This is a genomic window from Streptomyces sp. NPDC015130 (genome assembly GCF_043080005.1).
Classification (GTDB): domain Bacteria; phylum Actinomycetota; class Actinomycetes; order Streptomycetales; family Streptomycetaceae; genus Streptomyces.
On record NZ_JBIBVC010000014.1, the window covers coordinates 49,781 to 74,817 of the forward strand.

At 73.1% G+C, this 25,037-nt stretch carries 18 protein-coding genes; 5 read left to right on the plus strand and 13 right to left on the minus strand.

The genetic code is table 11. From position 1 onward, the window contains the following. Nucleotides 1–37 precede the first annotated feature (37 nt). The 9 genes from ACF08F_RS26460 to ACF08F_RS26500 form a co-directional block, all read right to left on the minus strand. Nucleotides 38–583 carry a GNAT family N-acetyltransferase gene (locus ACF08F_RS26460; protein ID WP_392301025.1) on the minus strand — a complete coding sequence of 182 codons (546 nt, stop codon included), beginning with the start codon at nucleotides 581–583 and terminating at the stop codon, nucleotides 38–40. A 28-nt stretch (nucleotides 584–611) separates the two neighbouring features. Next, nucleotides 612–1,457: a GNAT family N-acetyltransferase gene (locus tag ACF08F_RS26465; RefSeq protein ID WP_392301026.1), complete on the minus strand. Its 846-nt coding sequence runs from the start codon at nucleotides 1,455–1,457 to the stop codon at nucleotides 612–614. Between the two features lie 125 nt (nucleotides 1,458–1,582). Then, nucleotides 1,583–2,740, minus strand: coding sequence for a flavodoxin-dependent (E)-4-hydroxy-3-methylbut-2-enyl-diphosphate synthase (gene ispG, locus ACF08F_RS26470; protein WP_392301027.1), 1,158 nt, complete (start codon nucleotides 2,738–2,740; stop codon nucleotides 1,583–1,585). A 114-nt stretch (nucleotides 2,741–2,854) separates the two neighbouring features. Continuing rightward, entirely contained in the window at nucleotides 2,855–4,162 is a 1,308-nt protein-coding gene (locus ACF08F_RS26475) for a M50 family metallopeptidase (protein ID WP_392301028.1), read from the minus strand. Then, nucleotides 4,159–5,409, minus strand: coding sequence for a 1-deoxy-D-xylulose-5-phosphate reductoisomerase (gene dxr / locus ACF08F_RS26480; RefSeq protein WP_392301029.1), 1,251 nt, complete (start codon nucleotides 5,407–5,409; stop codon nucleotides 4,159–4,161). Before dxr ends, ACF08F_RS26475 begins: the two co-directional genes overlap by 4 nt. A 34-nt stretch (nucleotides 5,410–5,443) precedes the next feature. Further along, nucleotides 5,444–6,679, minus strand: coding sequence for a 3-phosphoshikimate 1-carboxyvinyltransferase (gene aroA / locus ACF08F_RS26485; RefSeq protein WP_392301030.1), 1,236 nt, complete (start codon nucleotides 6,677–6,679; stop codon nucleotides 5,444–5,446). A 144-nt stretch (nucleotides 6,680–6,823) separates the two neighbouring features. After that, the gene (locus ACF08F_RS26490; RefSeq protein WP_392301031.1) at nucleotides 6,824–8,749 is read right to left on the minus strand and encodes an acyl-CoA dehydrogenase family protein; all 1,926 of its coding nucleotides are present in this window, start codon (nucleotides 8,747–8,749) and stop codon (nucleotides 6,824–6,826) included. A 138-nt stretch (nucleotides 8,750–8,887) separates the two neighbouring features. Then, on the minus strand, nucleotides 8,888–10,333 hold the full coding sequence (locus tag ACF08F_RS26495; RefSeq protein WP_392301032.1) for an aldehyde dehydrogenase family protein: 1,446 nt from the start codon (nucleotides 10,331–10,333) through the stop codon (nucleotides 8,888–8,890). Between the two features lie 188 nt (nucleotides 10,334–10,521). Continuing rightward, a complete protein-coding gene (locus tag ACF08F_RS26500; RefSeq protein ID WP_392301033.1) occupies nucleotides 10,522–11,499 on the minus strand; it encodes an EamA family transporter in 978 nt (325 codons plus the stop codon). Nucleotides 11,500–11,652: 153 nt separating this feature from the next. On the opposite strand from ACF08F_RS26500, the gene ACF08F_RS26505 reads away from it, so the two are divergent. Continuing rightward, entirely contained in the window at nucleotides 11,653–11,865 is a 213-nt protein-coding gene (locus ACF08F_RS26505; protein WP_392301034.1) for a hypothetical protein, read from the plus strand. 203 nt (nucleotides 11,866–12,068) lie between these two features. Here the strand turns inward: ACF08F_RS26505 and ACF08F_RS26510 are convergent, their stop codons facing one another. Both ACF08F_RS26510 and ACF08F_RS26515 read right to left on the minus strand, forming a co-directional pair. After that, on the minus strand, nucleotides 12,069–13,622 hold the full coding sequence (locus ACF08F_RS26510; RefSeq protein WP_392301035.1) for a PucR family transcriptional regulator: 1,554 nt from the start codon (nucleotides 13,620–13,622) through the stop codon (nucleotides 12,069–12,071). 84 nt (nucleotides 13,623–13,706) lie between these two features. Beyond that, a complete protein-coding gene (locus ACF08F_RS26515; RefSeq protein WP_392301036.1) occupies nucleotides 13,707–15,926 on the minus strand; it encodes an ATP/GTP-binding protein in 2,220 nt (739 codons plus the stop codon). 398 nt (nucleotides 15,927–16,324) lie between these two features. On the opposite strand from ACF08F_RS26515, the gene gabT reads away from it, so the two are divergent. From gabT to ACF08F_RS26535, 4 genes are all read left to right on the plus strand, one after another. Continuing rightward, the gene (gene gabT, locus ACF08F_RS26520; RefSeq protein WP_392301037.1) at nucleotides 16,325–17,659 is read left to right on the plus strand and encodes a 4-aminobutyrate--2-oxoglutarate transaminase; all 1,335 of its coding nucleotides are present in this window, start codon (nucleotides 16,325–16,327) and stop codon (nucleotides 17,657–17,659) included. A 202-nt stretch (nucleotides 17,660–17,861) separates the two neighbouring features. Next, entirely contained in the window at nucleotides 17,862–18,680 is an 819-nt protein-coding gene (locus ACF08F_RS26525; protein ID WP_392301038.1) for a phosphatase PAP2 family protein, read from the plus strand. After that, a complete protein-coding gene (locus tag ACF08F_RS26530; RefSeq protein WP_392301039.1) occupies nucleotides 18,623–21,139 on the plus strand; it encodes an AAA family ATPase in 2,517 nt (838 codons plus the stop codon). The genes ACF08F_RS26525 and ACF08F_RS26530 overlap by 58 nt, the downstream gene beginning before the upstream one ends. Next, a complete protein-coding gene (locus ACF08F_RS26535; protein ID WP_392301040.1) occupies nucleotides 21,123–22,418 on the plus strand; it encodes an McrC family protein in 1,296 nt (431 codons plus the stop codon). The genes ACF08F_RS26530 and ACF08F_RS26535 overlap by 17 nt, the downstream gene beginning before the upstream one ends. Before the next feature lie 45 nt (nucleotides 22,419–22,463). On the opposite strand, the gene ACF08F_RS26540 is transcribed toward ACF08F_RS26535, so the two are convergent. Next, complete coding sequence (locus ACF08F_RS26540; protein ID WP_392301041.1) at nucleotides 22,464–24,269, minus strand: chitinase; 1,806 nt, start codon at nucleotides 24,267–24,269, stop codon at nucleotides 22,464–22,466. Between the two features lie 288 nt (nucleotides 24,270–24,557). Next, entirely contained in the window at nucleotides 24,558–25,037 is a 480-nt protein-coding gene (locus ACF08F_RS26545) for a hypothetical protein (RefSeq protein WP_392301042.1), read from the minus strand.

Below are 25,037 nucleotides of genomic sequence, written 5' to 3' on the forward strand. Positions count from 1 at the left end.
GCCCCGAGGTTAGCCGGGCGGCACCGGACCGGGGAAATCAGTTCCGTCGCGGGAGGGGCAGCGGGGCGCCCATGACGGCGTACGGGCGGGCCGCGCTCGGGAAGTGGACCTGGCGGGCGAGGTCGTCGTAGCCGAGGGCGCGGTAGAGGCCGCGGGCCGGGGAGTCGGTGTCGATGGCGGAGAGGATCGAGCGCCGCTCGTCGGCCCCGTCGGTGATCGTGGTGATCAGTCCGCGGCCCACCCCGCGGCCCTGGTAGGCGGGGTGGACGTGGAGCTCGGTGATGACGAACGAGCCGTCGAGCCAGTCGGCGGTGCCGGTGGCGCGCAGGTACGGCTCCACGACGGTGGACCACCAGTGCGTACGGTCGTTGGGCATGCCGTACACGAAGCCGACGAGCCGCCCCGAGGGCGTGGTGGCGCCGTAGGCCCGGGCGCCGGGGCTCATGAGGTGGCGCAGCACGATGTGGCGGCGTACGGCGACCTCGTCCTGGTCCAGGCCGAAGGCGACCGCCTGCACGGCGAGGGCCTCGTCCACCTTGGCGGCGAGATTGACCGGTCCGATCATGACCTCTGCGTCATCCATGCGGCGCACCCTACAAGCGGCCGGGGTCTCAGAACAGCACGCTCATGAAGGCGCCGGTCTCGCGGAAGCCGACGCGGCGGTACGAGGCCCTGGCGGGGGTGTTGTAGTCGTTGACGTACAGGCTGACCACCGGGGCGACGTCGGCGAGGGCGTACTGGAGCACGGCGGCCATGCCGGTCTCGGAGAGGCCCTTGCCGCGGTGCTCGGGGGCGACCCAGACGCCCTGGATCTGGCAGGCCTGGCGGGTCGCGGCGCCGATCTCCGCCTTGAAGACGACCTTGCCGTCCTCGATCCGGGCGAAGGATCGGCCGGCGCCGACGAGCTCGGCGACCCGGGCCTGGTAGAGCAGTCCGCCGTCGTTGGCGAGCGGGGAGACGCCGACCTCCTCGGTGAACATGGCCACGCACGCGGGCATGATCGTTTCCATCTCGTTCTTGCGGACGCGACGGACCAGCGGATCGGGGACGACGGTGGTGGAGGGCTCCTCGGCGATCATCAGCGGCTGGCGGGCGCGGACGTCCCGCGCCGGGCCCCAGCTGGGTTCCAGGAGCCGCCACAGCTCGCCGGTGGGCTCGGCGGGGCCGACGATCGAGGAGCAGCGCCGGCCGATCCGGCGGGCCCGGTCGGCGAAGGCGCGGACGGCCTCGGGCGTGGCGCAGATGGGGACGAGGTTGGCGCCGGAGTAGCAGAGCGAGCGCAGTCTTCCCTCGGTGTACCAGCCCCACATCTCGCCGCCGAGCCGCCAGGGGTCGAGCCCGGCGACCTGGACGCGGGCGGTCACGAAGGCGTTCTCGACGGGGGCGCTCTCCAGGACGGCCAGGGCGGCGCCGAGGTCGGCGGGTTCGAGGACCCGGGTGGTGGTCTCTGTCAGCACGAGGGGGCCTCACGGTACGGATCTGCTGGTCTCCGCACTGTACCCCCGTGTGCTGTGGCGGGGCCCGTCACAGCACACGAAACCCCTCGGCCCGGCAGGGCGGAGGGGTTTCGTGGACGGCAGTCTCAGACGCCGATGGCGACCGACGGCTCGCCGCTGGCGACGCCGTCCTTCTCCATCTGCTCGGCGATCTTGAGGGCCTCCTCGATGAGGGTCTCGACGATCTTCGACTCGGGGACGGTCTTGATGACCTCGCCCTTCACGAAGATCTGGCCCTTGCCGTTGCCGGAGGCGACGCCGAGGTCGGCCTCGCGGGCCTCGCCCGGGCCGTTGACGACGCAGCCCATGACGGCGACGCGCAGCGGGACGGTCATGCCGTCGAGGCCGGCGGTGACCTCCTCGGCGAGCTTGTAGACGTCGACCTGGGCGCGGCCGCAGGACGGGCAGGAGACGATCTCCAGGCGGCGCGGCTTGAGGTTCAGCGACTCCAGGATCTGGTTGCCGACCTTGACCTCCTCGACCGGCGGGGCCGAGAGGGAGACGCGGATGGTGTCGCCGATGCCCTCGGACAGCAGCGCGCCGAAGGCGACGGCGGACTTGATCGTGCCCTGGAAGGCGGGGCCGGCCTCGGTGACGCCGAGGTGCAGCGGGTAGTCGCACTGGGCGGCCAGCTGGCGGTAGGCGTTGACCATCACGACCGGGTCGTTGTGCTTGACCGAGATCTTGATGTCGCCGAAGCCGTGCTCCTCGAAGAGGGAGGCCTCCCACAGCGCGGACTCGACGAGCGCTTCGGGGGTGGCCTTGCCGTACTTCTTCAGCAGCCGGGCGTCGAGGGAGCCCGCGTTGACGCCGATCCGGATCGGGGTGCCCGCGTCCTTGGCGGCGTGGGCGATCTCCTTGACCTTGTCGTCGAACTGCTTGATGTTGCCGGGGTTGACGCGGACGGCCGCGCAGCCGGCGTCGATGGCGGCGAAGACGTACTTCGGCTGGAAGTGGATGTCGGCGATGACCGGGATCTGCGACTTCCGCGCGATGACCGCGAGGGCGTCGGCGTCGTCCTGGGTGGGACAGGCCACGCGCACGATCTGGCAGCCGGAGGCGGTCAGCTCGGCGATCTGCTGGAGCGTGGCGCCGATGTCGGAGGTGCGGGTCGTCGTCATCGACTGCACGGAGACGGGGGCGTCACCGCCGACGGCCACGCTGCCGACCTGGATCTGACGGCTCTTGCGCCGCTCGGCGAGCCGGGTCGGGACGGTCGGGATACCGAGAGAAATCGCGGTCATCTTTTGTGCAACCTCAAGGTTGTGCGTCGGCGGGCTCAGGTCTCCGAGGTTACCGCCCTGGGGGCGGGGGCCCCGACACCAGCGGGTCGGAGCCCCCGGGGGCTGTGTCCGGAACTACGTCAGCCGCACCGGGTTGACGATGTCGGCGGCGAGGACGAGCAGCGTGAAGCAGACGAAGACGCCGGCCACCACGTACGCGGCGGGCATCAGCTTGGCCACGTCGAACGGGCCCGGGTCGGGGCGCTTGAAGATCCGGGCCGTGTGGCGGCGTACGGACTCCCACAGGGCGCCCGCGATGTGACCGCCGTCGAGCGGCAGCAGCGGGAGCATGTTGAACAGGAACAACGAGACGTTGAAGAACACCAGGAGGTTCATGAACATGACGATGATCCGCTCCGGCGGAGCGTCGACGGTCATGAGCTCACCGGTGAGCCGGGCGGCGCCGACGACACCGACCGGGGAGTCCGAGGCGCGCTCCCCGTCGCCGAAGGTGGCGTCCCAGAGTCCGGGGATCTTGCCGGGGAGGGCGACGACCGACTCGACGCCGTTCTCCAGCAGGTCGGACATCCGTTCGGTGGTCTCGCCGAAGCTGAGGGCACCGACCTCGGTCTTCGAGGCGAAGCCGAGGTAGCCGGCGTCGATGTACCGGACGGGCTGGACGACCTGGCCGTCCTCGTCCTTCATCGGCACCTTGTTGGTGACGAGGGTGGGGTGCAGGTCGACGCGCTGCCCGTCGCGCTCGACGGTGATCGTCGCCGCGCCGATGGTGTCGCGGATGCGGTCGGAGAGCGTGTCCCAGTCCCCCACCGGCGCGCCGTTGAAGGCGACGATCTTGTCACCCTCCTTCAGGCCCGCCTTGAACGCCGGGGAGACCGGGTCGCCCTGCTGGCACTTCTCGCGCTTCTCGCTCTGCTCGATGACGCACTTCTGGACGCCGGCGACCTTGGTCGTCTGGCCCTCGATGCCCAGCGTCATCATCGAGCCGAAGAAGAGCGCCGCCGCCAGGACCAGGTTCATGAACGGTCCGGCGAACATCACGATCACGCGCTTCCACGGCTTGCGCGTGTAGAAGAGCCGGGTCTCGTCGCCGGGCTTCAGCTCCTCGTAGGACGCCTCGCGGGCGTCCTCGATCATGGAGCGCCAGGGCGAGGTGGAGCGGGCCTCGATCTTGCCGTCCTCGCCGGGCGGGAACATGCCGATCATGCGGATGTAGCCGCCGGCCGGGATCGCCTTGATGCCGTACTCGGTCTCGCCACGCCTCTTCGACCAGATCGTGGGGCCGAAGCCGACCATGTACTGCGGCACGCGGATGCCGAAGAGCTTGGCGGTCGACAGGTGGCCCAGCTCGTGCCACGCGATGGAGACGAGCAGTCCCAGCGCGAACAGCACGATGCCGAGGATGTACAGGAGCACTTCGGTCATGCGCGCGCCTCCGCCGTTGCCTTCGCCGCCAGCTCACGGGCCCGGGCCCGGGCCCAGGTCTCCGCTTCGAGGACGTCCGGGACGGTGAGGGAGGTTCCCGTACCGGGAACGCCGTGCTCCGCGACGACCGCTGTGACCGTATCCATGATGCCGTTGAACGGCAGGCGTCCGGCGAGGAACGCCTCGACGCACTCCTCGTTCGCCGCGTTGAACACGGCGGGGGCCGTGCCGCCCAGCTCGCCGACGTGCCGGGCGAGGCCGACCGACGGGAAGGCCTCCGTGTCGAGCGGGAAGAACTCCCAGGTGGAGGCCTTGGTCCAGTCGAAGGCGGGGGCCGCGTCCGGGACGCGCTCCGGCCAGCCGATGCCGATGGCGATGGGGCCGCGCATGTCGGGCGGGGTGGCCTGGGCGAGCGTGGAGCCGTCCGTGAACTCGACCATCGAGTGGACGTACGACTGCGGGTGCACGACGACCTCGATGCGGTCGAAGGGGATGTCGTACAGCAGGTGCGCCTCGATGACCTCCAGGCCCTTGTTCACCAGGGTGGCGCTGTTGACCGTGATCACCGGGCCCATGGCCCAGGTCGGGTGGGCCAGCGCGTCCTCACGGGTCACATGGGCGAGCTGCTCGCGCGTCCGGCCGCGGAAGGGGCCGCCGGAGGCGGTGACGACCAGCTTGCGGACGTCGGCCCGGGTGCCGGCGGCGAGCGCCTGGAAGAGCGCCGCGTGCTCGGAGTCGACCGGGATGATCTGCCCCGGCTTGGCGAGCGCCTTCACCAGGGGGCCGCCGACGATCAGCGACTCCTTGTTGGCGAGGGCGAGCGTGCGGCCCGCTTCGAGGGCGGCGAGCGTGGGCGCGAGGCCGATGGAGCCGGTGATGCCGTTGAGCACGGTGTGGCACGGGGAGGCGGCCAGCTGGGTGGCCGCGTCCGGGCCCGCCAGGAGCTCGGGGAGCGGCTCGGAGCCGTAGAGCGCCTTCAGTGCCTCGCGAAGCTCCGGCAGCGCCTCCTCGCGGGCGACCGCGACCGCGGCGACCTTCAGCCGGTGCGCCTGCTCGGCGAGCAGTCCGACCCGGCCGCCGGAGGCGGCCAGGGCGGTGACCCGGAAGCGGTCGGGATTGCGCAGCACCAGGTCGATGGCCTGCGTGCCGATGGACCCGGTCGAGCCGAGGACGACGATGTCCCGGCGTCCTTCGGACACGTCGAAGGCGATATGGGGGTCGGCGAGAGGAGAGGGGCGGTCGCTCATGCCCCCCATTCTTGCCCCAAACGCTGTGCGGTCTTCACGGGGTGTGGACAAACGTGTCGAAGACCCGGTGGAAGTCGGGGAAGGTCTTCTTCACACAGCCCGGGTCGTCGAAGGTGATCCCGGGGGTCCGCAGGGCCGTGACGGCGAAGGACATCACGATCCGGTGGTCGCCGTGCGTGGCGATCTCGACGGGTCCTGCCGGGGTCCCGGGGTGGATCTCGATCCAGTCGGGCCCGGTGCGGACGGTGATGCCGAGGCGGCGCAGGTTCTCGGCGCAGGCGTCGAGGCGGTCGCACTCCTTGACCCGGGTGTTCGCGACGTCCTCGATGCGGACGGGGCCGTCGGCGAAGGGCGCGAGGGCGGCGAGGGTCGGCATGGTGTCGGAGATGTCGCGCATGTTGACGGTGAGGCCGCGCAGGGTGCCGGTGGAGCGGACCGTGGTGCCGGAGTCGGTGATCTCGACCTCCGCGCCCATGCGGCGCAGGACCTCGACGAAGGCGAGGTCGCCCTGGAGGGCGCCGGTGCCGAGGCCGGGGACGGTGACGGAGCGGCCCGGTTCGAGGGCGGCCGCGGCGAAGAAGTAGCTCGCGGTGGACGCGTCGGGCTCGATGCCGTACGTCCTCGCGCGGTAGCCGGTGGGGGCGACGCGGTACGTCCGGCCCTCCTGGCGGACCTCGGCGCCGAAGGCGCGCATCATCGCGAGGGTGATCTCGACGTACGGCTCCGAGACCAGGTCGGTGACGGTGATGTCGAGGCCCTCGGCGGTGAGCGGGCCCAGCATGAGCAGGGCCGTCAGGTACTGGGAGGACTGCCCGGCGTCCAGGGTGAGCGCGCCGCCCTTCACGCCGGAGGCGTGGACGCTGAGGGGGTGGTGGCCCTCCTTCTCCAGGTGCCGCAGATCGACGCCGAGATCGCGCAGCGCGGTGCTGAGCGGGCCGAGGGGGCGGCGGCGCATCTGGGCCGAGGCGTCGAAGCGGTACGTGCCGCGGCCCGCGGCGACGAGCGTGGGCAGGAAGCGGGCGGTGGTGGCGCCGTCGCGGCAGTACACGTCGGCGGTGTCCGCGCCGGGGCCGGCGGGGCGGCCCTCGATGTGCCAGGCGCCGGGTTCGCGGCGGACGGCGTAGCCGAGGGCGGTGAGGCCTTCGGCGAAGCCCTCGGTGTCGTCGGAGACGAGCGGCCTGAGGAGGGTCGTGGTGCCCTCGGCGGCGGCGGCGAGGAAGAGCGCGCGGGCCGTGACGGACTTGGAGCCGGGGATGTCGATGACGGTCACGGCGACCATCCTGCCGTGGCCGGCGGCGCGGACGTACCACGGTCCGGTCCGTGGACGCGGGTGCCCACGGAGGGGGCGGGGGCGGGCTCGGTCGCGGGTGGGCCGGGGGCGGCAGCGGGGGTGGGCTCGATGGAGGGTGGGGGGTCAGGGGAGGCGTCGGTGGAGATCGGGCCGGGTGGTGGGGCCGGGGGTCGCGTCCGCGATCCAGGGGCCCTCGCCGCTCGGGTCGACGATGCCGGCCTCCAGCCAGGCGTACGCGCCGGAGAGGACCCCGTCGACGACCTTGCGGTCGAGGTCGTCCGTGTTGGACCAGAGGCGGCCGAAGAGCTCCTCGACGCGGAGGCGCGACTGGTGGCAGAAGGCGTCCGCCAGCTGGTGGGCCTCGCGGCCGTGGTCCGTGGTGGTGCGGAGGAGTTCGGCCCGTACACAGGCGGCGCTCATGGCGAAGAGCTCCGCGCCGATGTCGACGATCCGCCCGAGGAAGGCCTGCTTGAGCTCCATGCGGCCCTGCCAGCGGGACATCGCGTAGAAGGTCGAGCGGGCGAGCTTGCGCGAGGTCCGTTCGACGTACCGGAGGTGGCCGGCGAGGTCGCCGAACTCCCCGTACGCCCCGGGCAGCTGTCCCGCCCCGGCGACGAGTCCGGGCAGCCAGCGGGCGTAGAAGCCGCCGGCCCGCACCCCGGCCCTCGCCTTGTCGGCGAGGGAGGTGTCGGGGTCGATGAGGTCGCCGGCGACGGAGAGGTGGGCGTCGACGGCCTCGCGGGCGATCAGCAGGTGCATGATCTCGGTCGAGCCCTCGAAGATCCGGTTGATCCGCAGGTCGCGCAGGACCTGCTCGGCGGGGACGGCGCGCTCGCCGCGGGCGGCGAGGGAGTCGGCGGTCTCGTAGCCGCGGCCGCCGCGGATCTGGACCAGTTCGTCGGCGATCAGCCAGGCCATCTCGGAGCCGTACAGCTTGGCGAGGGCGGCCTCGATCCGGATGTCGTTGCGGTCCTCGTCGGCCATCTGCGAGGCGAGGTCGACGACGGCCTCCAGGGCGAAGGTGGTCGCAGCGATGAAGGAGATCTTGGTGCCGACGGCCTCGTGGCGGGCCACGGGCCTGCCCCACTGCTCGCGGACGCCCGACCATTCGCGGGCGATCTTCAGGCACCACTTGCCGGCGCCCGCGCAGGACGCGGGGAGGGAGAGCCGGCCGGTGTTGAGGGTGGTGAGGGCGATCTTGAGGCCGCTGCCCTCGGGGCCGATGCGGTGTGCGGCCGGGACGCGGACGCCGTGGAAGCGGGTGACGCCGTTCTCCAGGCCGCGCAGCCCCATGAAGGCGTTGCGCTGCTCGACCGTGATGCCGGGCGAGTCGGCCTCGACGACGAAGGCGGTGATGCCGCCCCGGTGGCCCTCGGAGGCCGGCACCCGGGCCATGACGACGAGGAGGTCGGCGACGACGCCGTTCGTGGTCCAGAGCTTCACGCCGTCGAGGACGTACTGGTCCCCGTCGGGTACGGCGGTGGTGGCCAGGCGGGCGGGGTCGGAGCCGACGTCGGGCTCGGTGAGGAGGAAGGCGGAGAGGTCCGTACGGGCGAGGCGGGGCAGGAAGGCGTCCTTCTGCTCCTGGGTGCCGAAGAGTTTCAGCGGCTGCGGTACGCCGATCGACTGATGCGCGGAGAGCAGCGCGCCGACGGCGGGGCTCGCGGAGCCGACGAGGGCGAGGGCCCGGTTGTAGTACAGCTGGGTGAGGCCGAGCCCGCCGTACTTCGGGTCGATCTTCATCCCGAGCGCGCCGATCTCCTTGAGACCGGTGATCGTCTCGTCGGGGATGCGGGCCTCCCGCTCGATGCGGGCGCCGTCGATCCGCGTCTCGCAGAAGGTCCGGAGGGTCGCGAGGAAGGCCTCCCCGCGCCGGACGTCCTCGTCGGCGGGGAGCGGGTGGGGGTGGACGAGGTCGAGGCGGAAACGGCCGAGGAAGAGTTCCTTGGCGAAGCTCGGCTTGTGCCAGTGCTGCTCGCGCGCGGCCTCGGCGGTCTGCCGGGCCTCGCGCTCGGTGACCTTGGGCGGCTGCTGGGCGGGTGCGGACATGGACACCTCCTGCTCGGGCTTCCCTGTCCGTCGTACCCGATTTCCCGGGGTCCGGAAAGGCGAGAGGCGGCCCGAACCCCCGCACAGTGGGTTCGGACCGCCTGGTCTCGCGGTCGTACGAAGACGTACGTCCGGTGGTTAGAGCGCGAGGCCCGTCAGGACCAGGACGCGCTCGTACGTGTAGTCGTCCATCGCGAACTTGACGCCCTCGCGGCCGACGCCGGAGCGCTTGGCACCGCCGTACGGCATCTGGTCGGCACGGTAGGAGGGGACGTCGCCGACGATCACGCCGCCGACCTCCAGAGCGCGGTGGGCGCGGAAGGCGGTCTGCAGGTCACGCGTGAAGACGCCCGCCTGGAGGCCGAAGTCCGAGTCGTTGACCGCGGCGAAGGCCTCGGCCTCGCCGTCGACCTTGGCGATGGTGAGGACCGGGCCGAAGACCTCGGCACGGGCCAGGGTGACGTCGGCGGGGAGCTCGGCGAGGACGGTCGGGGCGTAGGTGGCACCCTCGCGCTTGCCGCCGGTGAGCAGCTTCGCGCCGGCGGCGACGGCCTCGTCGACCCAGGACTCGACGCGCTGGGCGGCGGCCTCGTCGACCAGCGGGCCGACGTCGGTGGCGGCGTCGGACGGGTCACCGGTGACCTGGGCCTCGACGGCGGCGACGATCTTCGGCACCAGGCGGTCGTAGACCGAGGCGTCGGCGATCACGCGCTGCACGGAGATGCAGGACTGGCCGCCCTGGTAGTTGGAGAAGGTGGCGATACGGCTCGCGGCCCAGTCCAGGTCGGCCTCGGAGGACCAGTCGGGCAGCACGACGGCCGCGGCGTTGCCGCCGAGCTCCAGGGTGCAGTGCTTGTGCGGCACCGACTCCTGGATGGCGTAGCCGACCTTGTCGGAGCCGGTGAAGGAGATGACCGGGAGGCGCTCGTCCTTGACCAGGGCGGGCATGCGGTCGTTCGGCACGGTCAGGATCGACCAGGAGCCGGCCGGCAGCTCGGTCTCGGCCAGGATCTCGCCCAGGATCAGGGAGGAGATCGGGGTCGACGGGGCCGGCTTGAGGATGATGGGGGCGCCGACGGCGATGGCCGGGGCGACCTTGTGGGCGCTGAGGTTCAGCGGGAAGTTGAACGGCGCGATGCCGAGGACGACGCCCTTGGGGACACGGCGGGTGAGGGCGAGGCGGCCCACGCCGCCGGCCTCGGTGTCCAGGCGCTGGGCCTCGCCGGCGTTCCAGCGGCGGGCCTCCTCGGCGGCGAAACGGAAGACGGAGACGGCACGGCCGACCTCGCCGCGGGCCCACTTGATCGGCTTGCCGTTCTCGGCGGAGATCAGGAGGGCGATCTCCTCGGTGCGCTCGGCGAGCCGCTTCGACACGTGGTCGAGGGCGGCGGCGCGGACGTGCGCCGGGGTGGCGGCGAACTCGTCGACGACGGCGTGCGCGGCGGCGACGGCCTCCTCGACCTGGGCCTCGGTGGGCACGCTGACCTTGCCGACCAGACGTCCGTCGAAGGAGTTCGTGACGTCGAAGGTGGCCTCGCCGGTGGCCTCGCGGCCGGCGAGCCAGAAGGCGTGGGTGGTCGTCATTGCGTCCCGGCCCTTTCCGTATCGGGGATGCGAGCGATCGCTCTCGTGACACGTTAGGGCCGGGAGGGCGGCGGGGCGTTTGTCCGGTGTGGAGTGGTGGGGGTGAACCTCTGTCCGCTTTGGCCGAACGGGGCGGATCGGCTGTGGCAGGCCTGGGTCGGCGGGCGCGCCAGGCCCCCTCACTCGCGTCAGGTGCGCCGCTCGGTCGAGACGATGAGCCAGACGCCGCCGACGACGATCGCGCCGCCGAGGACGATGGGCCAGGACAGGGCCTCGCCGAGGACGAGGGCGCCGAGGGCGACGGCGACGACCGGGTTCACGTACGCGTACGTGGCGACCAGCGAGAGCGGTGCGGCCTGGAGGAGCCAGGCGTACGCGGTGAAGGCGATCAGCGAGCCGAAGACGATCAGGTACGCGAGCGCGGCCCAGGAGCGGCCCGAGACCGCGGTCACGTCGAGGCCGTGCTGCTCGCCCCGGACGAAGGCCACGGTGAGGCCGCCGAGACCGCCCGCGATCATCTCGTACGCGCTGGCGGTGAAGGGGTTGCCGGGCATGGGGAGGCGGGCCGACGAGAACGAGCCGACGGACCACAGGAGCGTCGCCACGACGACGAGGACGACGCCGCCGACCTTCACCTCTCCGCTGAGCCCCGGCAGCGTGAGCACGGCGAGTCCGACGAGGCCGAGGCCCACTCCGGCGAGTCCGCCGGTCGTCGGCCGCTGACCGTAGGCGGCCTTCAGGAGCACGACCCAGGCGGGGACGACGGAGATCAGCAGGGCGGCCAGGCCGGAGGGGATGGAGGTCTCGGCGAGGACGACGAGCCCGTTGCCGCCGAGTATCAGGAGCAGGCCGACGAGGACGGCCGAGCCGAGCTGCCGGCGGGTGACCTTGAGGGCGGCGGGGCCCTGACGCCAGGCGATGATCCCGACGAGGAGCAGTCCGGCGGTGACGAAGCGGACGCCGGCGGAGAGGAAGGGCGGCATCGTCTCGACGACGATCCGGATGCCGAGGTAGGTGGAGCCCCACACGACGTACACGATGCCGAGCGCGGCCCATACGGCGCCGGTGATCCGGCGGGCGGCGGGCGCGGCGGTGCGCGTGCCGGCCTCGCTCGTGGTGGTGGCCTGCTGCGTCTCGGGGGCCGGATCGACGGCGGGGCTTGTCATGAGCAGGAGAGTAGGCAGCCTGCGGGCCCCTGACCAAGAAAACTGCCCGTATTCGGGCAGGGATCCCGGAATCCGGATGGCTGGAACGGGGTCGGCCCTCTGCCGAGGGGGTGGGAGGATGACCCGGACCACGTCAGCGAATGGGGGAAGAACATGATCACGATCGTCCTGATCGGCGTCCTGGCGCTCGCCGTCGGAGGGTGCGTCTGCGTCGTCTGGGCATCCCGGGGCGGCCCGCCCTGGGTCCGCGCGGTGGCGAAGCTGACCCTGCTGGGCGGCGAGCTGGCACGCGACAGCCGCCGGCGGAGCCGTACGCAGCAGGGTGACGGGGGCGTGGGGGGCAGCGGGGGCGCGGCGGGCGAGTAGGCGGGCGGGGGAGTAGGCGGGCGGGGGGCCGCGCTTCGAGGGTGCGGCGGCCGGCCATCGGGATCAGCCGTGTCCTCGCCCGCGAGGGTGCGCGGCGGCCGGCCATCGGGGTCACGCCGTGTCCTCGCCCGCGTGGGTGCGGCGGTCGGCCGCCGGGTCAGGCCGTGTCCTCGCCCGCGTGGGTGCGGCGGTCGGCCGCCGGGTCAGGCCGTGTCCTCGCCCGTCGCCTTCAGGGCCAGCCACAGCTCCATCCGTACGTCCGCGTCGTCCAGCGAGCGGCCCAGGATCTCCTCCACGCGCCGCATCCGGTAACGCAGGGTGTGCCGGTGGACGCCCAGGTCCGCCGCCGCCGCGTCCCACTGGCCGTGCCGGGAGAGCCAGGCGCGCAGCGAGGCCACCAGGTCGCCGCGCCCGGTCGCGTCGTGCTCCCGCAGCGCGCGGAGCATGCCGTCGGCGAAGGCGCGCACGGCGTCGTCGGCGAGGAGCGGCAGGACCGAACCGGCGGCCAGCTCCTCGTGCTCGACGAGCGCGCGGCCCCGCCGCCGGGCCACCGCGAGCGCCTGCTCGGCCTGCTTGTACGCGGTGCCCGCCGCGACCGGTCCGGCCGGGGCCGAGAGGCCGACGACGAGCCCGGTCTCCTCCGCCTCGCGCTCCGTGTACCCGTGGCAGGCCGTGACGACGGCGCCCCCGTCCCCGGCGAGGACGACGAGCCGGCTCTCGCTCTCCGGGACCGTGAGCACCGCCTCGCCCGCCCGGGCGGCGGCCGTCTCCAGGGTCTCGGCGAGGGCCGACAGCGGGACCTCCCCCGTCGGCACGCCCCCGGCGGGCTCGGCGACGAGCAGCCGGAAGGGGGCGTCGAGCAGCCCGCCGTACACCTCCCCGGCCACCGCGCGCGCGTGGTCCGGCTGGCCGGCGAGCATCAGCTTCAGGACCGCGGCGCCGAGCCGCTGCTCGGCCGCCTGGAGCGAACGGGAGCGCTCCGTGGTGAGGGTCAGCAGCGCGATCGCCGAGTGCACCGCGTACCGCTCGGCGGTGCCGAGGGGCGCGCCCGTACCGACCGCGAGCGCCCCGCGCACGCGCCGGCCGCTCCCGAGCGACTGGAGCTCGACGCGGTCGTCCGAACCACCCACGACGGCGCTCGCGGGCGCCGGGCGGTCGCGGAGCCGCTCCACGTCGGCAGTGAGCCGGGCGGCCCGGCGGGCGGCCCACTCGGGCGAGACGGCGACGACGGTGCCGGAGGTGTCGTACAACGCGGCCCAGCCGTCGACGTGCGCGGCGAGCCGGGCGACGACGGCCTCGGGGCCTTCGGCGAGCGCGGCGCGGGTCAGCTCGCGCTGGGCCTCGAAACCGGCGGTGACGGCGCGGTACTGATCGGCGGAGATGGCCGCGGAGACCGCCTTGCTGATCGCGAGGAACGGGGTCCTGCGGGGCACCTCCAGGAGCGGCAGGTGCTCCTCGCGGGCCGCGTCGAGGAGGGCCGGCGGGATCTCCTCGTAGTTCACGCCGACGGCGAAGCCGAGCCCGACGACCCCCGCCCCGAGCAGCCGCCGTACGTAGCGCCGCATCGACTCCAGGTCCTCGGCGTCCAGCGTGAGCGCGGTGGTGAGCAGGAGCTCGCCGCCCTCCATGTACGGGACGGGGTCGGCCAGCTCGCTGACGTGGGCCCAGCGGACGGGGGTGTCGAGGCGGTCCTCACCCGCGCGGACGATCAGCTTGAGGGCGGAGTGCTGCACGAGCGAGGCGAGGGTGGGCGGCATTGGGGACCGTCGGACCTTTGGGCGAGGGGGGCGCCGCTCAGCCGAGCGGCGCCCCCGATTGTGCCAGGGCCGAAAGTCCCCCGCTCAGCCGCGGAGCTCGACGAGGAGCGGTGGGGTGTGTTCGCCGCGCACATGGGTGAGCGAGAGGACGGCGTGGCCGGGCGGCACGGCGTGCGCGAGATCGGACGCGGACCACCGCTGCCGCTCCACCTCCCGGACGGTGACGGCCTCCGCCGTGGTCGCCTTGCCGGTCACCATCCGCCGCATCGCGTGGAGCGCCTTGGTGAGGGGCTCGTCGGAGATGATCTGCCGGTTCGTGACGTCCCTCGTCTGGACCCACTCGGTGCCCCAGGTGTCCGCGAACCGTCCGCCGTCCCAGGGTGCGAGTCCCGCGAAGGCCATCCGACAGCCGACGGCGCCGAGCAGCGGGCCGCGCAGCGCCTCGGGCACGTCCTCCAGGCTGCGCAGGGCGAGGACGACGCCGGCGTGCGCGGAGCGCAGGCGCTGCACGGCGCGGAGCGCCTCGCCGGTGACGGTGTGCGTGGCGTCGTCGAGGACCAGGCAGGCGAAGAGGGAGCGGTCCCGACGTCCGAGGGCGGCCTCCGTGAACTGGGAGAGGAGCAGCCGGGAGACGATCCGGGAGGCTTCGGCGTGGCCGCGTTCGGGGAGGTCGACCCGGACCCGGAGGGGGTGTTCGAGGGCGTGGAGGGAGAACTGCGGCCGTTCGTCCGGGACCGTGGCGAAGAAGGCGGCGAAGGCGGGCCGGTCGAGGAAGGCGATCCGCTCGGCGAGGAGGACTCCGGCGTCGTCGCCGCGCTCGGCCTGGCGCTGTCGGGCATCGAGCTCGCGGAGCTGCGCCGGATGGGCGGCGACGGCCGCCCGGAGGGCGTCGACGGCGGCGGGGGTGCCGGAGAGGAGTTCGCGCAGCTCGGGGACGGCGGGGAAGCGACCGTACGCGGCCCGGAACGGGCCGATGAGCTGCGCGAGCGCGGTGGCGGCCCTGCGGCTGTCGGCCACGAGGTCGCCGACGAGCGCCTCCGCGAGGATCCGGGCGGCCTCGTCGGGGTCGTCGGTGCCGCCGTACAGGTCGAGGTCGTGGGTGGACTCCGTGCGGCCGACGGAGACGACGACGTCGAAGGCCTCGTCGGCGCCGAGCGAGGCGCCGTGGGCGGTGACGGCGACGACGGCGGCACGGTTGGCGAGGGCCTGGAGGCAGAGCGACTCGACGACGGGCCGGATCAGCCGCGCGGTCTTGCCGGACCCCGCGGGCCCGACGGCGAGCAGCGAGGTCCCGAGCACGCCCTGCTCCAGGGCGACGCCTGTGGTGCGCCGCGCGTAGGGGTTGCGGGGATGGTCGGCGGCGGTCCCGATGAGGACCTGCCCGGTGGCGAGGTCGTGAGTGGCGGTACGGACGGGAAGGTCGCGCTTGCCGGAGGGGTGACCGCAGGCGGCTGCACCCCGGGTCCGCACGGCCTCGGTAAAGGCGGGCAGGCGGTCGGGGCGGGTCCGCACGCCTTGCCAGGCACGGTTGATCCGGGCGTAGTCGACATCTCCCAACGTCCCTTGCCGAGTCGCCTCGGCAAGGTGTGCTGCGGCCTCGACCAGGCCGGCGTCGCGAAGTTCGGGCCATCCGACCGGATCGGCGGTCGGCTGTGGCGGCGCGGGGAACGCCGCGGCGGCCGGACGCAGGCGCCGTTGCACGGGGGCCCAGGTGCCGACTCGCCCCAAGACCGTGACGAACGTCGCGACCAGGAGCACGTAGTAGAGGTTGGAGACCCAGGCGAGCCAGGTGACCGTCCGGGGCATCTCGCGCCAGACACCCGGAAGAAGCACGAACAGGGGCCAGATGGGCACGCCGTAGCGCTGCCAGACCTCCCGCCAGTTCCCGACGCGGCCAAACCCGACGGCGAAGAGGCTGAGAACGACCGCGTACCAGAGATAGGTCGCCGCGATGTACAGCGCGTAGTGAGGGCTGGCCGCGGACTGCCATTCGGCGGGCACGAGCCACAGCATCGGCAGCAGCCACCAGTCGTTGACGAAGATCCACCACCCCTCCAGGTATTCGTTCCACAGCAGCGACCACAGCAGCCAGCCGCACAGGTACGCCATCAAGGAACCGGTGAGCAGTTGGCGGCCGGGGACGAGGTTCGGTGCCTGCGCCGGCCGCTCGCGGTGCCCGAGACGCCAGACGCCGGGGGCCGCGTCAGGTCGCGGGACACGGAGCCACTCGGCCACCCCGACTCGTGTGGGTGCATGTGCGGGCGGCGGCGGCACGCGGGTCTGTGCGGCTGGATGGGGTGGCATCCCCGTCTGCCCGACCAGTGGCAGTGAAGGAGGCTGAGAGGGCGGCCCGGGCGGCACCGCCGGGTGGGGTACCGCGCTCTTCCTCGTGTCGTGTGACTCGTACGTGCCGTCGGTCTCCATGTACCCCTGCCCCCTGACCAGCCAGGTCGCCGCCTCTGTGCCCTCGTCAATCTAGTGGGCCCGGAGCGACCCGGAGGGGTTTCGCCCACCCGTACGGCCGATCGCCGCCGAGTGGCGGAAACCGTCACCCTGGGAGGTGGAAACGGGGTCGCCATGTCCATCCCGGACAACGACACACCCGTTACCACTCCCGATCGGCGCATGCCTCACCCCCTCCGCCGCGCCTAGCCTGCGGAGGAAACCCGCAAGTGCGTCCAGAACACCCCCAGGAGCCCCGCATGAACGCTGTCCCGCAGGAGCGGCGCGTCGTCACCGCCATTCCCGGTCCGAAGTCGCTGGAGCTTCAGGCTCGTCGGCTGGACACCGTCGCCGGGGGCGTGGGCTCCACGCTGCCCGTCTTCACGAAGCGGGCCGGCGGCGGCATCATCGAGGACGTCGACGGCAACCGCCTGATCGACTTCGGCTCCGGCATCGCCGTGACCTCCGTCGGCGCCTCCGCCGAGGCCGTCGTCCGCCGCGCCTCCGCGCAGCTCCGGGACTTCACCCACACCTGTTTCATGGTGACGCCGTACGAGGGCTACGTGGAGGTCTGCGAGGCGCTGGCCGAGCTGACCCCGGGCGACCACGCCAAGAAGTCCGCGCTGTTCAACTCGGGCGCCGAGGCCGTCGAGAACGCGGTGAAGATCGCCCGTTCGTACACCAAGCGCCAGGCCGTCGTCGTCTTCGACCACGGCTACCACGGCCGTACGAACCTCACCATGGGCATGACGGCGAAGAACATGCCGTACAAGCAGGGCTTCGGTCCGTTCGCCCCCGAGCTCTACCGCGTGCCGGTCGCCTACGGCTACCGCTGGCCCACCGGTGCCGAGAACTGCGGCCCCGAGGCCGCCGCCCAGGCGATCGACAACATCACCAAGCAGATCGGCGCCGAGAACGTCGCCGCGATCGTCATCGAGCCGGTCCTCGGCGAGGGCGGCTTCATCGAGCCGGCCAAGGGCTTCCTGCCGGCCATCGTGAAGTTCGCCAACGACAACGGCATCGTCTTCGTCGCCGACGAGATCCAGGCCGGCTTCTGCCGTACGGGCCAGTGGTTCGCGTGTGAGGACGAGGGCATCGTCCCGGACCTCATCACGACCGCCAAGGGCATCGCGGGCGGTCTGCCGCTCGCCGCCGTCACCGGCCGCGCCGAGATCATGGACTCCGTCCACGGCGGCGGCCTGGGCGGCACCTACGGCGGCAACCCGGTCGCCTGCGCCGGTGCGCTCGGCTCCATCGAGACGATGAAGGAGCTCGACCTCAACGGCAAGGCGAAGCGCATCGAGGAGGTCATGAAGACCCGCCTCACCGCCATGCAGGAGAAGTTCCCGATCATCGGCGACATCCGCGGCCGCGGCGCCATGATCGCCATCGAGCTCGTGAAGGACCCGGCGACCAAGGAGCCGTTCGCGGAGGCCGCGGGCGCGCTGGCGAAGGCCTGCCACGCCGAGGGCGTGCTGGTCCTGACCTGCGGCACCTACGGCAACGTGCTGCGTTTCCTGCCGCCGCTGGTCATCGGCGAGGACCTCCTGAACGAGGGCCTCGACGTCATCGAGAGCGCGTTCGCCCAGATCTGAGCTCCGGTCCCGTTGCCGTGCTCGGCCCCGGGCCGAGCACGGGTCCTGGTCGAGCACGCGTCCTGGCGAGCACGCGTCCTGGTCGGGTTCCGGTCCGGTCGCGGCCGGTTCTCACACACGGTGTGAAGACTCTGTGGGGGGCCGATGGCGGGATGCCGTTCCCGCTGTCGGCCCCCTCTTCTCTGACGTACGGTTTCTGCAGATGAGAGAAACACCCCGGGCGGAGCCTCCCCAGCCCCGTCCAGACCGTGCCTTGGCGCACACCGCTGGAGCCTCGTGCTCCGGGACTCCTCACCGATCGGATGGCCGCCCGCCCCACACCCCCCGGGGCGCGCGGCAGCCCGATCCCCTCGGCCGCCCTGGAACCACCCCCCCTGTTCCAGGGCGGCCGGCTCTCTTCTCGGCGCTCGTCGCCTTCGCCGTCGTGACCTGGCAGGTGCTCGTCCACGGCCCCTTCGCCAGGCTCGACGAGCGGGTGTCCCGCTCACTGGTGGACGCGGTCCCCCGGTCCTGGAGCGAACTCGCCTCCGACCTCGGCAACATGACGGTCGCTCTGCCGGTCCTCGCCTGCGCCATGGCGTACGCGGCATGGCGCGGCCGACGGCTCGCGGCCCTGTTCGCGGGGCTGGCCATGGTCCTCGTACCGCTCCTGGTGATCCCGCTGAAGGAGTGGACGGCCCGCCCCGGACCCCTGGAGCCCTGGGCCGCCGGCTACTACCCCTCGGGCCACACGGCCACCGCGATGGTCGCCTACTTCGGCGCGGCCTTCCTCGTCTCGAACCGGCTGATCCCCCTCGCCGCCGCCCTGACGGCCGTCACGGGGACCGGTCTGGTCCTGCGCGGCTACCACTGGCCGCTGGACGTGCTGGCGAGCGTCGCGCTCTGTCTCCCGCTTCTGCGGTGGCCGGTGTTCGCCGCGCGGTACGGTCGTGCCGCGCCGGACGCCCGGCAGGAGGAGGGGACATGGGGGAAGCGGTCCAGCGGTACGCGGTCACGGTCGGAGGACGGGCCCACGAGCTGACCCCGTCGGGCGGCGAGGTCGTCCTGCCCGGCCACGGCAGCAAGCTCCACCACGATCCGGGCTGCCCCCACCTCAGCGACGGCGGGACGCTCCCCCGCTTCGCCGATCCGGACGGCGTGCTGTGGCGCAGGGTGCTCGACGCCGCCGACCCCGCCGCCCACTCCACGGAGATCGGGCTGTTCAACGGCAAGGGGCGGCCGATCACCGGCGTCTGCTCCTGCGCGCTGCGCCCCGTGACCGACACGTACGCCGAGTCCCTGGAGTACTGGCCGGTCGACGATGCCCTGAAGGTCTTCGACCGCGACCGGCACCAGGCCGCGGTCGAGGCGGCGGACCGGGACGCGGAGGCGATCAGCGCGGCCTTCCCGTGGGAGGACTGGCCCGCCATGCCGGTCGAGCGCTACGCCCTCGGGCAGCCGGACGCCGACGGCCAGGTCTACAGCCATGCCCTGGAGTACGGCAGCAAGGCGCTCGGCAGCATCACCGGCGGCTCGGCGATGAAGCACCTCGTCTACTACAGCCGCAAGGACCACGGCTGGTGGCACGACAAGGGGTACGGCGGCGTCGACGAGGCCTGGGCGGCGGTCCGGTCCGGGATCGTGGAGGCGGTCACCGCCGCGCGGCAGGGCCGGGTCCGGGACATCGACGACCTGCCGGCCGTCCGCTCCGGCATCACCGTCGTCGCCAAGACGCTGCGGGTGTACGCCCCCGACGCGATCCTGCCGATCTACGCGGACAGCTTCACGCAGCACTATCTCGACCGGCTCGCCTTCCCCGGCGCCTCGGCGACGCTCCAGCCGTTCGCCCGCAAGGAGGCCCTCAAGTCCCTGCTGGACAAGGACCCGCGCTTCGCGGGCTGGCACCCCCAGCTCGTCTGGTACTTCCTCGACTGGTGGGCGCCGGTGCGCAGGACCGCGGCCCGGGTCGTCCGGATCGGGGTGCCGGACGCCGCGCGCTGGGACGGGTTCCGGGCGGCGGGGCACATCGCCGTCGACGCCGGGACGGCCGGGGACCTGCACGGGTACGCCGACCTGGACGAGTTCAAGGCCGCGTACGCCGAGGCGCTCGCCGGCGCCGGGATGCCGCCGGAGCGGGCCGCCGAGGGGGCCGCGGGGCGCGCGGCCGACCTGTGGCGGCTGCTCGAACTGCGCGTCGGCGACCGTGTCGTGGCGGCCTCCGGCCGCAGCCGCGTCCTCGCCGTCGGCCGGGTCGTCGGGGACGGCTACGCGTGGCGGGCGGAGCTGCCGGACCACCGGCACACGGTCGCCGTGGAGTGGGACGACTCCTGCGCCGGGACGCTCGACGAGCCGGTCGCGGAGTGGGCGGGGCGGACCGTCACGGAGGTTCCGTCCGCGCTGTGGCGCCGGATCCAGAAGCTGGCCGGCGCACCGCAGAGCCCCGCTCCGGGCGCCACGGAGCCGGCCGGGGCGGCGGCCGGGGAGTACGCGGCGGACGCGGCGTACGCGGAGGACGAGGCCGAGCCGGTGGAGATCCCGCCCCTCGACGCCGACCTCCAGCGGATCGACGACGCCCTGGAACGGCGCGGGCAGGCCGTCCTGTTCGGGCCGCCGGGCACCGGCAAGACGTACCACGCGCTGCGGTACGCGGTACGGCGGCTCGGCGAGCTCTCCGACGACGTGCCCGGGGTGGATCCGCTCGCCGACCCCGGCACGCCCGCCTTCCGGGCGACCGTCGACGCCCTCACCGCGTCGGGGCGGCTGACCGTGGTCACCTTCCACCCGAGCTACGGGTACGAGGACTTCGTCGAGGGGCTGCGCCCGGTCAAGGGCTCCTCCGGGTTCTCCCTGGAGCCGGTCCCGGGCGCCTTCAAGCGGGTCTGCGAGGCGGCCGCGGCGAACCCCGGACGGCCGCACCTGGTCGTCGTCGACGAGCTCAACCGGGGCAATCTGCCCCGCATCCTGGGCGAGCTGATCACCGTCCTGGAGAAGGACAAGCGCGGGCTGCCCGTCGTCCTGCCGCTCACCGGCGAGCCCTTCAGGGTGCCGTCGAACGTCCGGATCCTCGGCACGATGAACACCGCCGACCGCTCGGTCCGGATGCTCGACGCGGCGATCCGCCGCCGCTTCGCCTTCCTCGAACTCCTCCCCGACTCCGGCCCGCTGCTCGACCGCCGGGTCGGCGAGCTGGAGCTCGCGACCTTCCTCGACGAGCTGAATCGGCGGATCCGGGGCGCACTCGACCGGGAGAAGCAGATCGGGCACGCCTTCCTGCTGCCGGAGGGCGCGCCGGTGGCCGACCCGGCGGAGTTCGCGGCGGTGGTCCGGGGCGAGATCCTGCCGCTGCTCCAGGAGTACGCGTACGACGACTACACCCTGCTCGCGGGCTTCCTGGGCGAGGAGCTCGTCGATCCCGTCACGCACACGCTGCGGGACGTGACGGACGAGCGGCTCGTGACCCTGCTCTACGAGGAGCTGCAGGTCGGTGCCGGTGAGCGGTGACCGGGTCCTCGAACTGGGCGAGTACGGGAGCGCGGTCTTCCGGGGGGTCCGCCTGACGGACGCCGACCGGCGGCTCCTCGCCGACGGCGCGCTCGACGCGCGCCTGCGCGTGCGCGAACTCGCCGGGGAGAAGGTCGAGGTGACGGCCGCCCAGTACGTGGGGTCGGTGCGCCTCGACGGCTGCGAGATCCGCGTCCGGCCGAAGTACCTGGGCACGGAGCTCGACGTGCTGCGGATGCTCGACCTGGCGTGGGGGGCGGCGCGCGACCCGCTGCCCACCGGCCAGGAGTTCCGGGACGGCGCGCCGAACCTCCGGGACCTGGTCTGTCTGATGGTCGTCGAGCACGGCGAGCGGCTGCTGCGGCACGGGGTCCGGCGCGACTACCTGACCGTCGAGGACGATCTTCCGGTGGTACGGGGGCGGCTGCTGCCGGACCGGCAGCTGCTGCGGCACCACGGCAGGCTCGACCGGCTGGCCTGCCGCTTCGAGGAGCACGAGGGCGACATCGCCGACAACCGGCTGTGCGCCGCCGCGCTCGCCCTCGCGGCCCGTACCGCCCGGGCGCCCGGGGTGCGGGCCCGGGCGCGCCGGGCGGCCGCCGGGTTCGCGGCGCACGCGCCGACCCCGCCGGGGGACGTCCGGACGCTGCTGGCCGGTCTGGCGTACCACCGGCACAACGAGCACTACCGGCCCGCGCACCGCTGGGCCGGGCTGCTGCTGTGCGGGGGCGGTCTCGACGGCCTGTTCTCCTCGGGGCCGCTCGCGGCGCGGGCCTTCCTCGTCGACATGAACCGCCTCTTCGAGTCCTTCGTGACCCGGCTGGTCGAGTGGGGCGCGGCCGGTTCCGGACTGCTCGTGAGCCCGCAGGCCGGGCGGCGGGGGGTGCTGGTCGACGAGCGGGCCGGGCGCGACCACGGTGAGGTGCGGCCGGACCTGCTGGTGTCGGGGCGGCGGGACGGGGAAGTGTTCCGGCTGCCGGTGGACGTGAAGTACAAGCTGTACGACGAGCGGAAGCTCTCCCCCGCGGATCTGTACCAGGCGTTCCTGTACGCGCGGACGCTCGGCAGCCGTCCCGGGGGAGAGCCGCCGGTCTGTGTGCTGCTCCATCCCGGCGACCGGCCGGCGGGACGGGTCCGGGTCGCGGTGCGGGAGCTCGGCGGGCCGGTGGCGGGGCGGGTGCGGGCGGTGCCGGTGGATCTGCGGGCGGTGCTCGGTGAACTCGCCGGGCCGGGGCCCTCGCGGGCCGCGACCCGGCTGTTCACCGAGCTCCTCGGCTGACGTACGGGCCGCCGGCTCCCCTTGCGGGCGTCGGCGTTCGGGCCGTCAGCTCCAGTTGTAGGCGTCGAAGTTCTGCGAGAACTGCCACTGGTTGTAGCGGTCCCAGTTGATCGACCAGGTCATCAGGCCGCGCAGGGCGGGCCAGGTGCCGTGGGTCTGGTAAGAGCCGCAGTCGGTCTTCTTCGTGAGGCAGTTGAGGGCCTTGTTGACCTCGGCCGGGCTGGTGTGGCCGTTGCCCGCCTGGGTGGAGGCGGGGAGGCCGATGGCGACCTGCTCGGGGCGGAGGGCCGGGAAGAAGCGTTCGCTGTTGCCCGCGACCGGGAAGCCGGTGAGCAGCATGTCGGTCATGGCGATGTGGAAGTCGGCGCCGCCCATCGAGTGGTACTGGTTGTCGAGGCCCATGATGGAGCCCGAGTTGTAGTCCTGGACGTGGAGCAGGGTGAGGTCGTCGCGCAGGGCGTGGATGACCGGGAGGTAGGCGCCCGCGCGCGGGTCCTGGCCGCCCCAGGGGCCGGAGCCGTAGTACTGGTAGCCGAGCTGGACGAAGAAGGTCTCCGGGGCCATCGTCAGGACGAAGTCGGCGCCGTACTTGGCCTTGAGGGTCTTGACCGCCTGGATCAGGTTGACGATGACCGGGCTCGTGGGGTTGCGGAAGTCGGTGTCGCCGGTCTGGAGCGACAGGGAGTGGCCCTCGAAGTCGATGTCGAGGCCGTCGAGGCCGTACTCGTCGATGATCTTCGACACGGAAGAGACGAAGGTGTCGCGGGCGGCGGTGGTGGAGAGCTGGACCTGGCCGTTCTGGCCGCCGATGGAGATGAGGACCTTCTTGCCCGCGGCCTGCTTGGCCTTGATGGCCGCCTTGAAGTCCACGACGGACTCGACGTTCGGGCATTCGGTGGCGGGGCAGAGGCTGAAGCGGATGTCGCCGGAGGTCACGGAGGTGGGTTCGCCGAAGGCGAGGTTGATGACGTCCCAGGAGTCGGGGACGTCGGCCATGCGGGTGTAGCCGGAGCCGTTGGCGAAGCTGGCGTGGAGGTAGCCGACGAGGGCGTGCGCGGGCAGGCCGGGGTCGTCGCCCCCGCCGCCGCTGGTCGTGGTGGCGGTCACGGCGGCCGACTTCGGGGACTCGCCGGCGCTGTTCGCGGCGGTGACCTGGAAGGTGTACGGGGTGGAGGCCGTGAGCCCGGTGACGGTGGCCGAGGTGCCGGTGACCGTCTGGACCTTCGTCGTGCCGCGGTAGACGTGGTACGAGGTGGCGCCGGAGACCGCGGCCCAGGTCAGCGGCACGGTGGTGGAGGTCGGGGAGCCCGCGGCGAGGCCGGTGGGGGCGGTCGGGAGCTGGACCGGGTCGCCGCCGGGGCCGAAGAGGGAGAGGTCGTCGGCCTGGTAGGCGGGGGTGCCGTACCAGCCGTGGGTGTAGAGGGTGACCGAGGTGGTCGAGGCACCGGTGGTGAACCTGGTGGAGAGCCGCTGCCAGGAGGGGGCGGAGGAGGTCCAGGTGGAGACGTCGGTGGTGCCGGTGCCGGAGGCGCCGAGGTAGACGTAGCTGCCGCGGACCCAGCCGCTCAGCTCGTACGAGGAGTTGGGCTTGACGGTGACGGTCTGGGAGCACTTGGCGTTGTCGCTGCCGGCCGGGGTGGCCTGGAGCGCCCTCGTCCCGCCGTGTACGGGCGACGAGACGACGACGCCGCTGCCCGCCGTGCAGGTCCAGCCGTCGAGGCCGGCCTCGAAGCCGCCGTTGCGGGCGAGTTCGGCGTCGGCGGCCACGGCGGCCACGGGGGTGAGTGCCAGGAGCCCGCCGGCGGCGAGGGCGCCCGCCAACAGCAGGGTGAGGGGTCTGGTGCGGTCCACAACTGCCTCCGGGGGTGGGGGAATTCGAGGGGGAACGAGCGCGCCACAGCATGGTCCAGACCAATCAAGTGGTCAAGACCTCTGTCTCGCGCGGGACTCGCGCGGGAGCCGGAACCCGGCTCGCGTCGGCCCCCGGACCTGGCTCGGGTCAGGCCCCTGACCCGGCTCGCGTCGGCCCCCGGCCCCGGCTCGCGTCGGCCCCCGGCCCCAGCTCGCCTCAAGCCCCCGGCCCCGGCTCGCGTCGGCCCCCGGCCCCGGCTCGCCTCAAGCCCCCGGCCCCGACTCGCCTCAAGCCCCCGGCGATCCCCCTTCGCCCCTGGCCAGCCCGCCCGCCGCCTCGTGCATCGCCAGCTCCAGGAGCGCGGCGTCGTTGAGGGTGCCCGCCCCGTCCGGTGCCACCAGCCAGCGGACACCCCCGGTCGCCCGCCCCGGGTACGGGACGACGATCCAGGTGCCGGAGCCGGCGCTGCGCACCCCGGTGCCGAGCCAGCGGGCGGCGGTGCCCGGCGGGACGAAGAAGCCGATCCGGGCGTCGCCGAAGTCGGCGAGGACCGGTCCCGGCCGGTCCACCAGGCGGCCCAGCACGTCGAGGGTGGGATATCCGAGCTCCCCCGGGAGGATCAGGACGTCCCAGCGGCGGCCGGCGGGCAGCAGCGCGACCCCGTGCGGGTTGCGCTCCCACTCCCACCGGCAGGCATCGGGATCCGGTGCCACCGATGCCAGCCAGTCCACCGCACTCCTGGCGCCCGTGGCCCCCGTACCAGTCAT

Excerpts from the sequence above, each read along its gene's own strand:
- ACF08F_RS26515 (WP_392301036.1), bottom strand. The coding sequence starts at position 15,926 with ATGCCACCCCATCCAGCCGCACAGACCCGCGTGCCGCCGCCGCCCGCA.
- ACF08F_RS26545 (WP_392301042.1), bottom strand. The coding sequence starts at position 25,037 with ATGACTGGTACGGGGGCCACGGGCGCCAGGAGTGCGGTGGACTGGCTG.
- ACF08F_RS26525 (WP_392301038.1), top strand. The coding sequence starts at position 17,862 with ATGAGAGAAACACCCCGGGCGGAGCCTCCCCAGCCCCGTCCAGACCGT.
- ACF08F_RS26505 (WP_392301034.1), top strand. The coding sequence starts at position 11,653 with ATGATCACGATCGTCCTGATCGGCGTCCTGGCGCTCGCCGTCGGAGGG.
- ACF08F_RS26530 (WP_392301039.1), top strand. The coding sequence starts at position 18,623 with ATGGGGGAAGCGGTCCAGCGGTACGCGGTCACGGTCGGAGGACGGGCC.
- ACF08F_RS26495 (WP_392301032.1), bottom strand. The coding sequence starts at position 10,333 with ATGACGACCACCCACGCCTTCTGGCTCGCCGGCCGCGAGGCCACCGGC.
- ACF08F_RS26460 (WP_392301025.1), bottom strand. The coding sequence starts at position 583 with ATGGATGACGCAGAGGTCATGATCGGACCGGTCAATCTCGCCGCCAAG.
- ACF08F_RS26490 (WP_392301031.1), bottom strand. The coding sequence starts at position 8,749 with ATGTCCGCACCCGCCCAGCAGCCGCCCAAGGTCACCGAGCGCGAGGCC.
- ACF08F_RS26510 (WP_392301035.1), bottom strand. The coding sequence starts at position 13,622 with ATGCCGCCCACCCTCGCCTCGCTCGTGCAGCACTCCGCCCTCAAGCTG.
- ACF08F_RS26500 (WP_392301033.1), bottom strand. The coding sequence starts at position 11,499 with ATGACAAGCCCCGCCGTCGATCCGGCCCCCGAGACGCAGCAGGCCACC.
- ispG (WP_392301027.1), bottom strand. The coding sequence starts at position 2,740 with ATGACCGCGATTTCTCTCGGTATCCCGACCGTCCCGACCCGGCTCGCC.
- gabT (WP_392301037.1), top strand. The coding sequence starts at position 16,325 with ATGAACGCTGTCCCGCAGGAGCGGCGCGTCGTCACCGCCATTCCCGGT.
- ACF08F_RS26475 (WP_392301028.1), bottom strand. The coding sequence starts at position 4,162 with ATGACCGAAGTGCTCCTGTACATCCTCGGCATCGTGCTGTTCGCGCTG.
- dxr (WP_392301029.1), bottom strand. The coding sequence starts at position 5,409 with ATGAGCGACCGCCCCTCTCCTCTCGCCGACCCCCATATCGCCTTCGAC.